Annotated in this window: 9 protein-coding genes; 7 read left to right on the forward strand and 2 right to left on the reverse strand. The window is 52.5% G+C overall.

Features of this window, described 5'->3' with window-relative positions; translation table 11 throughout:
* The first annotated feature begins 246 nt into the window (after window positions 1–246).
* The 6 genes from PM3016_RS06360 to PM3016_RS06385 all read left to right on the forward strand — a co-directional run bounded on the left by PM3016_RS06360 (window position 247) and on the right by PM3016_RS06385 (window position 11,024).
* Window positions 247–1,299, forward strand: coding sequence for a LacI family DNA-binding transcriptional regulator (locus PM3016_RS06360; protein ID WP_013917553.1), 1,053 nt, complete (start codon window positions 247–249; stop codon window positions 1,297–1,299).
* Window positions 1,300–1,319: 20 nt separating this feature from the next.
* Entirely contained in the window at window positions 1,320–2,693 is a 1,374-nt protein-coding gene (locus tag PM3016_RS06365; protein WP_238540454.1) for a sugar ABC transporter substrate-binding protein, read from the forward strand.
* 80 nt (window positions 2,694–2,773) lie between these two features.
* Window positions 2,774–3,742 carry a carbohydrate ABC transporter permease gene (locus tag PM3016_RS06370; RefSeq protein ID WP_014368813.1) on the forward strand — a complete coding sequence of 323 codons (969 nt, stop codon included), beginning with the start codon at window positions 2,774–2,776 and terminating at the stop codon, window positions 3,740–3,742.
* On the forward strand, window positions 3,742–4,599 hold the full coding sequence (locus PM3016_RS06375; protein ID WP_014368814.1) for a carbohydrate ABC transporter permease: 858 nt from the start codon (window positions 3,742–3,744) through the stop codon (window positions 4,597–4,599). Before PM3016_RS06370 ends, PM3016_RS06375 begins: the two co-directional genes overlap by 1 nt.
* Window positions 4,600–4,648: 49 nt before the next feature.
* Window positions 4,649–5,995 carry a GH1 family beta-glucosidase gene (locus tag PM3016_RS06380; RefSeq protein ID WP_014368815.1) on the forward strand — a complete coding sequence of 449 codons (1,347 nt, stop codon included), beginning with the start codon at window positions 4,649–4,651 and terminating at the stop codon, window positions 5,993–5,995.
* A 193-nt stretch (window positions 5,996–6,188) separates the two neighbouring features.
* Window positions 6,189–11,024, forward strand: coding sequence for a carbohydrate binding domain-containing protein (locus tag PM3016_RS06385; protein ID WP_014368816.1), 4,836 nt, complete (start codon window positions 6,189–6,191; stop codon window positions 11,022–11,024).
* Window positions 11,025–11,139: 115 nt separating this feature from the next.
* Here the strand turns inward: PM3016_RS06385 and PM3016_RS06390 are convergent, their stop codons facing one another.
* Both PM3016_RS06390 and PM3016_RS06395 read right to left on the reverse strand, forming a co-directional pair.
* A complete protein-coding gene (locus PM3016_RS06390; RefSeq protein WP_238540455.1) occupies window positions 11,140–12,777 on the reverse strand; it encodes a response regulator in 1,638 nt (545 codons plus the stop codon).
* 3 nt (window positions 12,778–12,780) lie between these two features.
* Entirely contained in the window at window positions 12,781–14,490 is a 1,710-nt protein-coding gene (locus PM3016_RS06395) for a cache domain-containing sensor histidine kinase (RefSeq protein ID WP_014649561.1), read from the reverse strand.
* A 133-nt stretch (window positions 14,491–14,623) separates the two neighbouring features.
* Here PM3016_RS06395 and PM3016_RS06400 point away from each other — a divergent pair, with 133 nt between their 5' ends.
* A complete protein-coding gene (locus PM3016_RS06400) occupies window positions 14,624–16,231 on the forward strand; it encodes an extracellular solute-binding protein (protein ID WP_014368819.1) in 1,608 nt (535 codons plus the stop codon).
* Window positions 16,232–16,235 lie beyond the last annotated feature (4 nt).

Below are 16,235 nucleotides of genomic sequence, written 5' to 3' on the forward strand. Positions count from 1 at the left end.
TACAGGAACATAGGAGTTTCCGTTGGCTTTGCGTCTGCGTCGATTCAAAATGTGTGCCCTGATTATACGGTAGACCGGAACAATGGCTTCTATTTACTGTCCACTTTGGTGAGCTTTTTTAGCAATGCAACTTAAAATGTTGTTATTTAAGCTTTCTATTTGTTATTTAAGAGGGGACAGCCTGCGGAATATAATGAAGAAGCCAACAACATCGTAACCGGTTACAGTGTCTTAGGAGGATCAAGAGTGACGACGATTTACGATATTGCCAAGAGAGCGGGTGTATCTTCCGCAACGGTGTCCCGGGTGATCAACGAGCACAGGGATGTTAGTGAGAAAACAAGGCAGAATGTGAAAAGCATCATGGCTGAGCTCGATTTTCGGCCGAATGCGACAGCCAGGGGACTGGCGACCAAAAGCTCTCAGCTGATCGGCGTATTTTTACAGGATCATCTCCTGACAGGATTAAAGCATCCGTTTCTTCAGGACGTGCTGAGTAGCTTCGAGGTGGTGGCAGGCGAGAAGGGATATGACTTGCTTCTGTTTGCGAATTACAGTGCCGAAAGCATGGATAACTATGAGGCCAGAGCCAGGCGAAGAGATGTCGACGGCGTGCTGCTCTTCGGTATATCGAAGACGGATCCCAATGTGTCGGCGATCATTAAAAGTCAAATTCCCTGTATTTCGATCGACATGGATTTATATGGTCCACGCACTGGATTTCTGACTTCCGATAATGTGGGGGGCGCCATTCTTGCCATTGATCATTTCGTGGAAAATGGTCACCGGGACATCGCCTTCTTTGCCGACATCTATAACAGCAAGCCGGGGCTGGATCGCTTGATCGGTTATCAGCAGGCAATGAACAAGCATGGGTTGCCTTATCCGTCCGAATGGACCCTTCATTCCGATTTCAGCGAACAGGGAGGTTACGAGGCGGCACAGCGCCTTCTCAGCCTGGAGAAGCTGCCATCCGCTCTCTTCTGCGCATCGGATACCATGGCTCTTGGCGCCATGGAGGCGCTCTCTATGGCCGCGCTTGTCGTTGGACAGGATATCTCGATTATCGGATTTGACGACATTGCCATACTGAAGTACCTGAGACCTGGGCTAACCACAATCCGCCAGAACCGGGAAGAAATCGGAAGGAGGGCGGCGCAGGCTCTATTTGACATGATGGATTGCGCGCAGTCGCACCCGCCGATCCTGACTATCCCGACTGAACTGGTTATACGGGAAAGCGTCGCCTGTCTGATTCCTTCGTCGAAACCGGTTACGGAAATATCATCAAATTTATGAACATACAGGGGGAGTTTTTCTTGAAAAAAGCACCGACTTCCGTATTGGCAGCAATGGTAACAGCATCCATGGTGTTCGCGGGTTGTTCCTCGAGCACGCCTGCTTCAGACACCGGACCGGCAGCTGCAGAGCAAAACGGCAAAGACAAGCCGGTTACTCTGAATGCCTGGATCATGCCGAACAGTCCGAAGCCCGATCAGGATTTTTTGACAACATTGAAGCCTTACTTGGACCAGAATAAACACGTGACCCTGAAAGTAACGGTGTTGGATTGGGGCTCGGCATGGACCAAAATAACGACAGCCGCAACCAGCGGGGAGGGTCCCGACCTGCTTCAGCTGGGCACATCCTGGGTTCCGGCGATCGCTTCAATGAATGGGATAGAAGACATTACCGGCAGGGTGAAGGAGATCGGCGGCGAAGAGGCCTATCTGCCAGCAAGCTGGAAGACAACCAAGATTGAAGGCAGCGACAAAATATATGGTGTTCCCTGGTTTGTGGATGCACGTGCGATTTTCTACCGCACGGACGCTTTTAAGAAGGCGGGAGTCGATCCGGCAACGGCATTCGAAACGTGGGATTCATTCAGGGAAGCGTTAAAGAAAGTGAACGGAGTTCAAATCGGGGATCAGAAGATGAGCGCCCTGGGCATACCGGGCAAGAATGATTGGAATGTGCCGCATAACCTGTTCCCGTGGATTTGGGGCGCTGGTGGCACCGTGCTGACCATGGACAATAAGGCAGCCGCTTTCAATGACGAGAAGGCCTTGGAAGGCATCCTGTATTACACAGGCCTTGTGCAGGATGGCTTAGTGGATAAGACATCCCTGGAGAAAAACTCGGCCCAAGTGGAATCGGACTTTGCCGACGGAAGATCAGCGGTTCTTTTTGCAGGTCCTTGGATGGTGAAAAACTTTACCACGCCGACGGATGCCGGCGGGATGGCCGAGAAGCTGGCAGCCCAAAACTATGGCGTAGCCCCGCTGCCTGCCGGTCCGAAGGAGAGAGCAACCTTCATTGGAGGAAGCAATTTGACGGTGTTTAAAGGTTCCAAGAACAAGGATGCCGCCTGGGATGTCATCCAATTCCTCTCTACCGACGAGGCTCAATTGTCTTACGCCAAGCTGACCGGGTTCTTGCCTGCCAAGGCCAAAGTAATTCAATCGGAGGAGCTTACCAAGGACCCGGGATTTGCCTCTTTCGCCGAAGCGGCCAAATACGGCAAATCCTACCCGTCGATTCCACAGTGGGGTCCCATGGAAACGGCCCTTGTCAAGTATTTCGGCAATATTTGGGATATCGTGGCTGGTGTGAAAGGTACGTACAGCAAGGAAGCGGTGAAACAGCAGCTTGACGATGCCGCCCGCGAAGTGAACGGAATTCTCAACCAGTAATCCGCTTGGTACAGACAATGGAGTAGTGTGCCGTCTGGCGTAATACCTGATGGCACACTCATCGAAGAAGGAGATATGTTATGCAGCCTGCAACCGGTTCTTCAGGAGATGATAACCAGAAATTTGCGATCATTCTCCATGATTTCAGAAAAAATCGATTCGCCTACGCCTTGGTCCTGCCGACGATTCTCTTTATGTTGGCTGTACATTTATGGCCTATGCTGCAGGGGATCTGGATGTCTCTGCTCAAGCTCAACCAGTTTACGCTTAACCAATATTTGAAAGCGCCGTTCGTCGGTATGCATAACTATACGGAGCTGCTCTTTAATACGAGCAATCCGGTTCGTCAGGGAATGCAGTATGCTCTCCGGAATACGGCGATTTACACGGTCGTCGTCACGATCGCTGTGATGGCCTGCGGACTTGGGACGGCGATGCTGATGAACCGCGCGTTTCCGGGAAGAGCGATTGCGCGAACCGCTCTGCTGCTGCCTTGGGTGGTTCCCTCCTATGTGGTCGGTATCCTATGGGGATTTATGTGGCAGAAAGAAGGGATTATCAATTATGTTCTGGTGGATGTGCTGCATCTGCTGGATGACAAGCCATTCTGGTTGATCGGATCCAACACGTTATGGGCCATTATCATTCCGACCGTATGGCGCAGTTGGCCGTTTCTGATGATCGTCTTCCTGGCCGGTCTGCAGACGATATCCGATGAGCTCTACGAAGCGGCAGAGATCGACGGAGCGAACAAGTTCAGGCAGTTTATGAGCATTACCCTGCCTTTGCTGAAACCGATCATCGCCGTTCAGCTCTTGTTCCAAATCATTTACAATGTGTATTCCTATAACATTGTAGCCATGATGTTCGGCAACGGTTCAGGTTACCCCGGAGAGTGGGGCGATCTGGTGATGACGGCGATGACCCGCCAGACTTTCGGGTACTGGGCCTTCGGAAGCGGTTCCGCCGCCTCGTTCATGCTGATGCTTATTATGTTTGTCATTGTCGGCATCTGGTATCGAGTCTTCAGATCGGAGTTGAATACATAATGAGCAAGCAGCAATCCCGTTTTATTCTGAACGGTTCTTTGACCACATTCACCTGGATAATCGTGCTGTTCACCATTTTCCCTATTTTTTATATGGTCTTTGCTTCCCTGCATTCGAATGAGGACATTCTCCGGGGAATTACAAGCTTTAAGCTCGTGGACCCCAAGTGGGAGAATTACCGGGATATGTGGATTAACATTGATTTCTTCAACTTTTTCAAAAACAGCCTCATTATCTGTACGGTCACGATGCTGCTCGCCAGCTCCTTCGCCGTGATGGCTGGCTATGCGCTTGCCAAATACCGGTTTTTCGGATCCAAAACACTTGAAATGGGTATTATCTCGACGCAGATGATTCCAGGCATTATGTTCCTGCTCCCGATCTACCTCATGTTCCTGGGATTGAAAGAAGTACTCGGCATTCCTATGATCAATACCTATTGGGGTATGATTCTTGTCTACACAGCTTTCTATACACCGATGAGTATTTGGATTATGCGAAGCTTCTTCGTAGCAATCCCGAACGATCTGGAGGAATCGGCACTGATTGACGGCTGTACCCGGTTCCAGGCCTTCGTGAAGGTGATTCTGCCCTTGTCGGTTCCCGGCATGATTGCCACCTGCATCTATATCTTCCTTACCGCTTGGGATGAGCTGCTGTTTGCTTGGGTTCTTACGACAAGTCCGGACGTACAAACGATTCCCGTGGGTATCCGGCTGTTCGTCGGACAATATCAGAATCGATATGATCTGCTGATGTCGGCGGCTACCGTAGTGACTATTCCGGTCATCATCACGTTCTTTTTGACACAGAAATATTTCATTCGGGGTATGACGGCAGGTGCGGTCAAGGGGTAGTGAACCCTTGAGCGAGCCTTATACAATTCCAAAAGTGAGGTTGACAGACATGAACAATAAGCTATTTCCTTCTGACTTTACGTGGGGGACGGCTACGGCAGCGTATCAAATCGAAGGTGCGGGAAGCGAGGATGGGCGAACGCCCTGCATATGGGACATGTTTGCGGCAATTCCGGGAAAGGTACACGGGGGGCATAACGGAAGTGTGGCGTGCGACCATTACCACCGCTATCCAGAGGATATTTCCTTGATGGGTGAGCTTGGTTTCCAGTCGTACCGGTTCTCCGTAGCCTGGCCCCGTATATTCCCGGAGAAGGGGAAGCTGGGTGAGAAGGGTATCGACTTCTATCTGCGTCTGCTGGAGCAGCTGCACAAGCATAACATCAAGCCGTCGGTGACGATGTATCATTGGGATCTCCCGTTGTGGCTGTATGAACAGGGGGGATGGCTCAGCCGGGACACGGTAGCGCATTTTGAAGAATATGCCGACACCTTATACCGAAGGCTCGGAGACGCCGTACCGATGTGGATCACTCATAACGAGCCTTGGTGCGCCGCATTCCTGGGCTACGGCATGGGCGTGCATGCCCCTGGGCATGAGGATTGGAATGAAGCGTTAACGGCTGCCCACCATCTTCTGCTGTCCCACGGCAGAGCGGTACAGGCTTACCGTGCAGCAGGTCTTCAAGGGCAGATCGGCATCACACTCAATCTGAGCCACGTCGATGCAGCTTCTCCATCGGAAGAGGATCAAAGGGCAGCTCAAGTCGCCGACGGGTTCACGAATCGCTGGTTCCTGGATCCCGTGTTTCGCGGTAGCTATCCAGAAGACATGATGTCCCGTTTTGCTGACCTAGGCGTTACCTATGAATTCATAAAACCGGGTGATTTCACGACGATTTCCACACCCAATGACTTTGTGGGAATCAATTACTATACCCGCCAATTGATTCGTGCCAATCCGGAGGATAGAGCTTTCGGTTTGGCTCACGTTAAAGGAGAGAATCCGCACACAGATATGGATTGGGAGGTATACCCCGACGGGCTGTATCATCTGTTGCGGAAGGTATCCCGCGAATACACCGAACTGCCGATTTATATCACGGAGAACGGAGCCGCTTATGCCGATGAGCTCTGCGACGGCTCGGTGAACGACGGGGAGCGGGTAGAGTATTACCATCGGCATTTGGAGGCTGCACACCGGTTTATTTTGGAGGGCGGACCGCTGAAAGGATATTACTGCTGGTCGTTCATGGATAATTACGAGTGGGCTTACGGATACTCCAAGCGGTTCGGCATTGTTCATGTGGATTATGAGACCCAGATCCGGACGCCCAAGCAAAGCGCGTTATGGTTTAAGGAGCTCATCCATTCCAATGCTCTGCCAGCAAGATGAGCATCACTGAGAACGGTCGTCAGGAAGCACCGGCATCCGTGACCGGGTAAGCGCCTTAAGGATGCATAAGGAACGAGGTGGATGGCGGGCTTAGGGTCCTCCGCAAGGTACAAGCGGTATCCGGTGCCTGCCTCGGCCGCTTAGGCGCATATTCATCAGGAGCAGGACGTTCATACATAAGGAGTTGGATACGATGAAAATGAGGAAAGCACTGGTTATTGGACTGTCGGTTTTGACCTTATGGGGACAAGCGGCAGGCGGTATTCTTGCGAACCCACCGGTTCCAGGCAGTCATGAGGCGGAATTGTTGGATTTGAGTCAGCATTGGTCGGCAGCCGAAGTGGTCAAGTGGGTCGATGCTAAGGTGCTTGAAGGGTATCCAGATGGAACCTTTCGGCCAGACGCGCCTATCACGAGGGCGGAATTCGTGTCCGTGCTCCAAAGACTGTTCGGATTCCGTATAAGTGCATCCGGCGGACAGGCAGCCTTCACTGATATCGAAGCGGACGCTTGGTACAAGGAGACGGTCACTGCAGCGCTGCGGCAAGGATACGTATCGGGGTACCCGGACAACACCTTCCGGCCGAATGCGCCGATTACCCGAGAGGAGGCCGCCGTTCTTGCCGCCAGGATGTTCAGGCTGGAAGCAAGGCATGATGGGGAGGGGACGATGCTCCCGTATCCGGATGCAGACCGGATCAGCGGATTTGCTCGCAATGCGGCGGAAGCCATGCTGGCGGAAGGCTCAATCACAGGCTATCCGGACGGGACCTTCCGGCCTCAAGAGCCCATTACGCGTGCCGAAACCGTAAGTCTTCTTAAGCGTCTAACCGGGGAGGTATTCCATAAGCAGGGCACATACGGCAAAGCGGAAAGCATGCCGAACGCCATCGTGAATGCGCCAGGCATCAAGCTCTCGGACGCAGCGATTGCCGGACGGTTATATTTGACCGAAGGTCTTGGCGGCGGAGACGTGGTCCTGGAGCGCGTTCAAGTGAAAGGGGTTACACATATAGGTGGAGGGGGCAGCGTGCAGCTGACTGATTCCACTTTTGGTACCGTAGTAATCAAAAAGCAGGAGCAAGAAATCCGTGTAACTGCGGCAGGTACTACGACTGTAGAGAGGTTGGAGGTGCGGTCGGAAGCGCTTGTAGAGGCCGTTTCTTCAGGCATGAAGGATGTGCTCATACATACCGAAGGGCCGAATGACACGGTTACACTGTCCGGCAGCTTCGGACGTGTAGAAGTCGCGTCGGCTGACAGCCATGTCGTGGTGACGGCCGGATCGACCATCGGCGAACTGCATATTCTTGAGGGCGCGAAAGGGACGAAAGTGGAGTCCGCAGGAGCGCTCCGAAGCTTGTTGGTCGACGCTGATGGCGTATCACTAAACGGGAAGATGATCGCCAAAGGCGCATCATGGAAGGATGTGAAGCCACAAGGCGGGAACAACAGCCCTGGAAGCGGAGGCAGCGATCCCGGTGATGGCGATGATGGCAGCGGCGGAGGCAGCGAGCCGGGAGAAGGCGACGATGACAGCGGCGGAGGCAGCGATCCCGGAGGCGGCAACGATGACAGCGGCGGGGGCAGTGATCCCGGTGACGGCGATGATGACAGTGATCAGGGACTCGCCTACACGGTGCAGGCGGGTAAGCTTCACGGAACCACCCGGATCGACGCGCTTGCGGGTGAGGGCCGTCACCTTGCCGTCAAGGTAAGCCATGAAGTCTTACCCCAGCCGGCAGCGGGAGACAAGGCACCTGCGGACCGGACGGTGCATAACCCTTATGTGCCCGGCTCGGACATTAGCGGTGTCGACGCGGTAACCAATAAATATATTGGGCTGTATGAATTGGATTCGAACCAGAGGGTGATGGGATACCGGCTCATCGAACTGGGGGCTGATCAGATCGCTGCTGAAGCATGGAAGCTCAGGTGGGCGGATGAATTCGACCAGCCGGGCATAGATCCCGCCAAGTGGAACTTCATCGAGGGCGGCGGCGGGTACGGGAATAATGAGCTTCAGAACTACACGAACCGTCCCGAGAACGCACGCGTGGAGGACGGCAGCCTGGTGATTGAAGCCCGCGAGGAATCCTTCGGAGGGAGCCCATACACCTCTTCCAAGCTCACATCCCAAGGAAAAGGCGAATGGACGTATGGCCGATATGAGATCCGCGCCAAGCTGCCGGCAGGGCAGGGTATCTGGCCTGCGATCTGGATGATGCCGGCGGATGAGACCCTCTATGGCCCTTGGCCGTCGTCAGGCGAGATCGATATCATGGAGCTGCTCGGGCATCGGCCGGGCCAAATCTTCGGAACGCTTCACTACGGCAAGCCTAAAGAGGAAACCCAGGCTTCGTACATCTTGCCCGGAAATAAAGGCTTTGATGACGACTATCATGTATTCGCCATCGAATGGGAGCCGGGCGAGATCCGGCATTATGTAGACGGTATCCTCTACAGCAGGATGAACGACTGGTTCTCCCACAATAGCAATGAGGCGGCAGCGTATACGTATCCTGCACCCTTCGACCGCGACTTCTATATGCAGTTGAATCTGGCCGTCGGTGGGAACTGGCCCGGGAATCCGGATGCGACCACAACATTCCCGCAGCGGATGCTCGTCGATTATGTAAGAGTATATGAGCTCGATGGGATGTATCGCAGTGCGGGAACTCGCCCGAAGCATGAGGTGGTGCTGCGGGAGCCTGCTGCGGATGGAAACTATATAATAAATGGCCGTTTCGAGAACGGATTGGATGCATGGCAGTTCCAGCCGTTTGCCCCGCCGGCAGACCTGTTCGGCGGCACCGGAGACGTAGCGGTGGATCAGGGTGCAGCCAGAATCACGATCGGTCAGGAAGGCAGCCAAACCTATGCGGTTCAATTCGTTCAGCCGCAAATTCCTTTGGAGAAGGGGGCGTCTTACCGGCTGACTTTCGATGCCAGATCAGACGGGGAACGCACCATGGTGACAGGCATTTCGGGACCCGAGCGGAGCTACACAAGGTATTTGGACGATCAGAGCGTCGTGCTGAACTCCGAGCTTCAGCGTTATACGTATGATTTCGAGATGAAAGCAGAGACTGACGGCAGCGCGCGTCTGGAATTCAACCTGGGGAAGGCCGGGACACGGCCGGTTTGGATCAGCAACGTGAAGCTCACCCAAACGGAAGCGCCGGATCCGAATCCGGTAAAGGAAGTGCTGCCGGACGGCAATTATATCTATAACGGCACCTTCGATCAGGGCGACGACCGGAAGATGTTCTGGGACTTTCTTACCGTGGATGGCGCAGAAGCAGACTTTGGGGTCACGAACGGGTGGCTCGGCTCCCACCTGGTTAGAGAGCTTAAGGTGGACGTCAAAAAAGAAGGGCCTCATGCATCCTCTGTGGCTGTAAGTCAGAACAACCTGTCTCTGGACAAAGCGTCTGCGTATAGTGTCATGTTCAGCGCAAGGGCAGAATCTCCGCGTTCCATGGAATGGAATATGAAAGCGGTTGACCCGCAAAACATCGTATTCCTAAGCGAAAGAAAGCTGGAGCTGACTCCGGAGATGAAGAACTACCAGTTCGACTTTGCCACAGCCGATTTAGACGGTCCCTTGAATGCCAAGCTTGAATTACTGCTCGGGAACGCCCTTGGCAGTGTCTATCTGGATAACGTCCGGCTTGTGAAACGGGGAATTCCTACTGAAGTGAACGGATGGACGCATATGGAAGCTGACCAATACTGGGGAATGCAGGGGATTCAGGTGGGCGCAGACGGGACTGTCGGCTATCTGGATACAGGGGATTATTTTGAATTCAAACTGAATGTCTCGCAGGCTGGTAAGTATCTTGTTCAATCCCGGCTCGCCAGCGATATAGGCGAATCCTTCGCCAGACTGACGTGGCGCGATGCCAACCGGAAGGTAATGGGCACACAGGACTATGGTATCGGCCGCACAGGCGGGTGGGATACTTACCGCACGATGGACCTGGGGCAGGTTCACTTGACTCCGGGCGTGTATTACCTGGAGATCTCAGGTGACAAATTCAACACCGATTGGGTGGAGCTGAGCCCCTCCCTGATCGACAATGGCGGCTTCGATGAGGGTCTGCAGGGGTGGGATTACTTCGAAGCGGATTGGCTGCCGGGTGTAAGCCCGTCCTTCGCTGAAGCTAAGGATGGGAAACTTCAGGTCAGCATCTCCGACCCGGGTACGGAAGAGTGGAACATTCAAGTGAAGCAGCCAGGCAGATCGCTCCTTAAGGGCCGGTCCTATACCGTGAGCTTTGATGTGTATTCCACGATGGAGCGGAACATACTGGTGGTAATCCAGCATGACGGTACCCAGGATAACGTTTGGACGCCTTATTATGAGAACATGATCCATCTGGACGGCACGCAGCAGCATGTAGAAGATGCTTTTATAATGCAGCATGACTCCGATCCGAGTGCCCTCTTTCAGTTTGCGCTTGGACAGACCGGCGCCATCTCCGTCTCGCATGCCGTCTATATCGACAATGTGGTGTTGAAGGAACGGGCCGCTATCCAGCCTCAAGGTATCAATCTGCTGCCGAATTCGGATTTCTCTCAAGGGACATCCGGCTGGGCTTCTTACTCGCCGGAAGCAGATCAGCTTATGGTATCTGCTGCGGAGGAACAGCTGAAGATCGACATAGGCACGCCGGGCAGCAATCCGTGGGATCGGCAGGTCTTCCTGGAGGGCGTTGCTTTTCAGGAAGGATACAATTATACACTTACCTTCAAAGCCCGAACAACCAAGACGCCGAGGAAAATGAATGTGAGCACCGGCCGGCTGAGCGGAGCCCCCGACTATGTATGGACGGGTTACCATTCCGAGATCATCGATCTGACAGCTGAGGCGCAGACGCACACCGTGAATTTCGATGTACGGCAGCCCACGAATCACAGCGGCCGTGTTAGTCTTGAGCTGGGGAACATCGACGGAGGCGATTCGGGCGGATTGTCTGTATATATTGATGATATCCGCTTGGTGAATAACGGGCCTTCAATGTGACAGTAAACCACATCTGATTTGAAACAGGGGATCATGCTAAAGCCCTCCGGGTTTCGGGGGGCTTTTGCCTATGTTCGAATGTCGGAAATGATGACTTTGCAAAAGGATCGTTTTGTCAAACTTGGTCGCGATATTCCTGGGGTGTTACCCCGTATCGTTCTTTGAACACTTTGATAAAGTAATGCGCATTGGAATACCCGAGCTCCGATGAGATTTCATAAATTTTATCACTGAAGTTCTTGAGGAGATAAGCGGCTTTGTCCATCTTGGCATTGTAGATCAGCTCACTGATGCTTTGTCCGGTTTCCGTTTTATAAACCTTGGACAAATAAGCGGGGTGGAGTGAGACTTGGGCGGCAATCGTCTGCAGAGTAACGGTCGACAGATGGGCTTCCACAAACTGATGAATGGTTTGGACGAGAGCGCTTTTGGAATGCTTGACCTCGAACTCCAGTTCTTTTCGGATCCCGCTCACCATGCGGAAAGTCCACTCTTCGACCAGCTGGATCGATCTGAGATGCTCGGGAGGAAGCGGAGCTCCTGCCATATCAGACAATAGCCGGCCATTTTTATGGGCAATATAGTAAAAAGCGGACGAAAGCACGGTATAGGCTTCCATAAGATGCTCCTGCGAATCATTCCACTCGCTGCGGATTTCCCTGAATATCGAGTACAGCTTCTCTTCGAAGGCATCCCAGCGTCCCGATTCGTACAGATGGATCAAAGTGGGCGGCTCGTACAGCGATCGAATCGTTTGGACCGACAGAGGCTCTGGGTCGCCGGAGAGGGAGAGAAAGTATCCTGTGTCCTTGCCGATTCTCTTGCGCAGCGCCGCTAAGGAGTCCTGGTAAATCGCTTGAATGCCTTCAGGGAATGTTCCCCACTTGCCCGTCACGACCGAGATGCCTCCGCCGAGATAAATGTTTACATTTCGCTGAAGCTGGCTGGCCAAAGACTCCAAGGCATGGTCAGAAGTATCGGGTGAATCGAAGGGAGAGCTCTTGGGGGTAACGACATAAACAAGCATCTCATGGAGGTCCTTGCAGGACCATAATTGAAACTGCTCCGAGAACGTTTCCCGTGCAATGTTGTCAATGGCATACTCAAACAGCAGTAAGCTGTCCGTATCATGTTTGAGAAAAAATTCCTCCAGCCGAATCAGCATGACGCTGATCCGGTCTCCTTGGAAGAAGGGAATCCGATATTTATCCAGCTGTTCCGCTAGAGACGGTGAATTTGTGCTCCTGCCTTGAAGGAGCTCATTAAGCAGCTTATCCTTCAAGAGGGGCAAATGTTCCTCGAATGTGCGGATCGCATGATCGTAAGAAGCCAGGGCTTTCCACTCATCCCGCATTTGATCTGCCACATTCCGGATCGTGGCCATAAAATCGGCATCGCTGATGGGCTTCAGCAAATATTCGCTTACCTCGTGGGACAACGCTTTACGTGCATAGTCGAACTCTGCATAGCCGGAAAGCAGAATGCATTTGGTCCGCTTATATTGACGGCGAATCGTCTCAGCCAGCTCTATACCGGACATACCCGGCATGGAAATATCGGTGACCACGATATCGATGGCGGTGTGCTCCATGATTTGCAATGCTTCCGCACCCGAGGAGGCAGTGAATACTTCTTCAATCTGCAGCTCGCTCCACGGTATCGTTGCAGCCAAATCTTCTACAACGTAGGATTCATCATCCACCAGTAATAGGGTAAGCATAGTTATTCCTCCTGAGTTTATTGTTGAATGCAAATCCTAAGTCTCGATGTTCAGTGTAAACCGGATCCCGCCTGCGGCCGACTCGCTCACCTGCAGTCCGGAGCCTTGGCCAAAGTGTAAAAGGATTCGCTGGTGCACATTCCATAACCCGTAGCCCGATGACTTCGGTGCAGGGGCCAGCAGACTGTCGCGAAGCTGCTGCAGCTGCTCAGGTTCCATGCCCACCCCGTCATCCTCTATTACGATGGTCAGCCATCTTCCGGACTGCTCCGCGCAGATACGGATCATACCGCTGCCAACCTTGGGTTCGATGCCATGTATGATGCTGTTTTCGACAAGCGGCTGAATCAGCAGCTTCGGGATATGGAATTCCAGTAGAGGCTCCGGAATGTCTATAACATGATCGATTCGCTGCTTTCGCAGGTTTTGTATGTTCAGATAATGGATTACCAGCTTCAACTCCTGACCCAACGTGGTCTGGGACGTATCTACACGGGTTAAGTATCGATAGTATTCGCCCAAGCTGAGGGCCATCGACTTAATCGACTCCATATCGCCGACGGACGCCTTGCTTTTGATGAAAAACAGGCAGTTGTAAAGGAAATGTGGATTAATTTGGGATTGGAGCTGCTTCATCACGGCATCCTGGGAACGGATTTGCTCCAAGTATACACGTTCAATGAGCTCCTGGATCCGATCGGCCATCTCGTTGAAGCCCATATACAACATCCGAAATTCATAGGTCCGGATAGGCATTACGCGAGCCGTGAGATCCCCTTGCTTGAACTTGTTCATTACCTTGATGAACAGGGATATGGGTCTTTGTATATTCCGGTACAGCAAAGCGGACAGCACGATCCCCAAGATCAGCAGCATCACCGTGGACACGATAAAGAAATTGCGGCCTTCCTTGATCGGGACGAGCACCCGTTCAAGCGGAACATAGTCGACCAAATACCACCCGAGTGATTTTGACTGGACATAGTTGACGAGGTACTGCTGGTGATTCAACAGGACCAGTTGCGAACCCTTAGAGGAGAGGGATTGTTCCTTAAGCTTGGCTGTGACTTCATTGGTGAGTTCCGCTTGAGAGGATTGATTGGCGATCGTCCCATTCTGCGGGTGAAACAAGAATGGATCTCCTCCCGACCGTTTGAACTGATCGAGCATCTTGCGTATGTTGTCTTCCTGGAAACGGGTCTCAATCACGAGATTCGGATGTTGGACGGGAGCTCTGCCAAGCTGGGGGGCCGCAACCAGAAAAACAAATTCGCCTTGCTCAGGCCGTCCGTGTTGGATATAGGTCCATGAACCGTGAATCTGTCCCGTAACCCCTCTGTAATCGCTGTCAAGTGAAGGTGCGGTAGAGATGATTTCACTCGTTAACGGGAAATGCAGCAGCATTTGGTTGGGCCACGAGCTGCTGGCACTTTGCAGGGTTAATTTCTCCAAAATCGTGATTCTAAGTTTATTGGCGTCGAGCAGATGGTTCAAATGATTGATGTTGCGATAGTCCTGAATGGACGGGTCGCGCTCAAGTGTGTAAGCACTGATGGCAAGCTGGTCGATTTGGTTCTCCATCTGACTCAGGAAGAATTCCAGCTGGTTTAAGTTGTTTCGCTGAATCTCCTCGCGGACTACGCCGATGTTGATCCCATACGTATGCCGATAGAGTAAGAAGATAACGAGGAATATCATAAATACAGCGAATATCATTTTGGTCGATAGGTTTGGCTGAATTTTCAATCTGGACACCCACTTTTTATTCTAATACACTTATTTAATTAACACTATTTTACTATAGATTTGAAAACAGGAGTAATACATACAGGAAACTCAGTGATGGTTTCCTATCTTAGTAGAAGGCAGTGGATACTACATGAAACGCTTTGTACTGCTTGGGATGACGGCACTCTTCCTTCTCTCCGGCTGCCGGCAGGGTGGGGGGAAGGAGTCGGAATCGATGCAGGTTACATCGGACACGGCCGGAGGTCAGAGCGTCCAATTCAACCCGCAGAAAGACAAATATGATCCTCCGGCAACGATGACCGTGGCTGCAGCGGTGAATCCGGAGATGACGTTCAAGAATGGCGAGACGCTTGAGGACAATGTGCATACCCGCTGGGTAAAGAAGCGGCTTGGTATCGACATCCGTTACTTGTGGACCATTCCCAATCAGAATCACTCTTTCGATACCAAACTAAGATTAGAGCTTGCTGCCGGACGGCCCTTCCCCGATGTGCTTCCCGTCAGAGGTGAAGTTGTGCACGAATTGATCGACTCCGGTCAGTTTATGGAAGTGGGGGAGCTCTTCGAGCGTTATGCTTCGACGTCTTGGAAGAAAGCGATGGATACCGATCCATCCGTATGGTTTCCCTACATGAGAAACGGCAAGAAGTATGCCATACCTATTCTGGATTATGAGTATTCCTCCGATCCTGTGCTATGGATCCGCGAGGACTGGCTGAATCGGTTGAACCTCAAGGCGCCGGAAACCCTGGATGAGCTAACCGACGTGATGAATGCGTTTACGAATGGGGATCCGGATGGCAATCAGACCAAGGATACATATGGGCTGGCGGTCGGTTTCAAGAACGGCATGAACAGCTGGATGGCCGATGCCAACTGGATCTTCGGAGGGTTCGGCAGCGTACCGGGACAGTGGAATGTGGGAGCTGGAGGCAGGCTCGAATACGGTTCGGTAGATCCGGGGGCCGAGAGCGCTTTGGCTTTATTGCAGAAGTGGATGAAGGAGGGGTATATCTCCAGAGAAGCCGAATGGTTTGATGAGGTGCGAGCCGCCGAGCAATTCGCCTCAGGCAAGGCGGGGGTCGTTGCCGGGCCGATCTGGATGAAATATTGGCCGCTCGGTGAAATGAAGGCGAGGAACAAGGACGCGGTGATCTCCGCATATAAGATACCCTCCGGCCCGGGAGGTAAGATTGCACGCAGGGGCAGCCGGCTTAACAACGGAGCGGTGCTGATCAACAAGGAAATGAAGCATCCGGAGCTGTTTTTTACGTATCAAAATTATTTGTTTGATCATTACGCACAGCAATCCGGTGAATTCAAATACGGATTAGCCGAAGGTTATGATTGGGTGAGGACACCGGAGGGTCAGGAGTCGACGAATCCCAGCGATATCCCCGGCGGGTACGTACGGGTGGCTGCGTATACTTTGACATTTGACGGGGCGAGGATTCCGGAAGCATGGAACAAGAACGTTGTGCCTGAGGATGTTCCTATTCATGAGGTGCTGCTAAGTCAGGCTGGTGCCTCGAAGAAAGACATGTTTCGAGGGGGCCCGACGGAAACAATGGGACTGAAAGGGGAACTGCTCAAGAAGTTGGAGAAGGAAACCTTTATTCAAATCATTTATTCGCGGCTCCCGGCTGCAGCCTTCCGTGAATTTACGAGATCATGGAGACAACTTGGGGGTGAACAGATCACCGAGGAAGTGAATCAGTGGTATGACGAGGTGAAGTAAATGC

The organism is Paenibacillus mucilaginosus 3016 (assembly GCF_000250655.1).
GTDB classification, from domain to species: domain Bacteria; phylum Bacillota; class Bacilli; order Paenibacillales; family NBRC-103111; genus Paenibacillus_G; species Paenibacillus_G mucilaginosus.

What these genes read in the sequence shown, in the direction of transcription:
- PM3016_RS06370 (WP_014368813.1), top strand. Translation starts at nt 2,774, where the DNA reads ATGCAGCCTGCAACCGGTTCTTCAGGAGATGATAACCAGAAATTTGCG.
- PM3016_RS06375 (WP_014368814.1), top strand. Translation starts at nt 3,742, where the DNA reads ATGAGCAAGCAGCAATCCCGTTTTATTCTGAACGGTTCTTTGACCACA.
- PM3016_RS06380 (WP_014368815.1), top strand. Translation starts at nt 4,649, where the DNA reads ATGAACAATAAGCTATTTCCTTCTGACTTTACGTGGGGGACGGCTACG.
- PM3016_RS06385 (WP_014368816.1), top strand. Translation starts at nt 6,189, where the DNA reads ATGAAAATGAGGAAAGCACTGGTTATTGGACTGTCGGTTTTGACCTTA.
- PM3016_RS06400 (WP_014368819.1), top strand. Translation starts at nt 14,624, where the DNA reads ATGAAACGCTTTGTACTGCTTGGGATGACGGCACTCTTCCTTCTCTCC.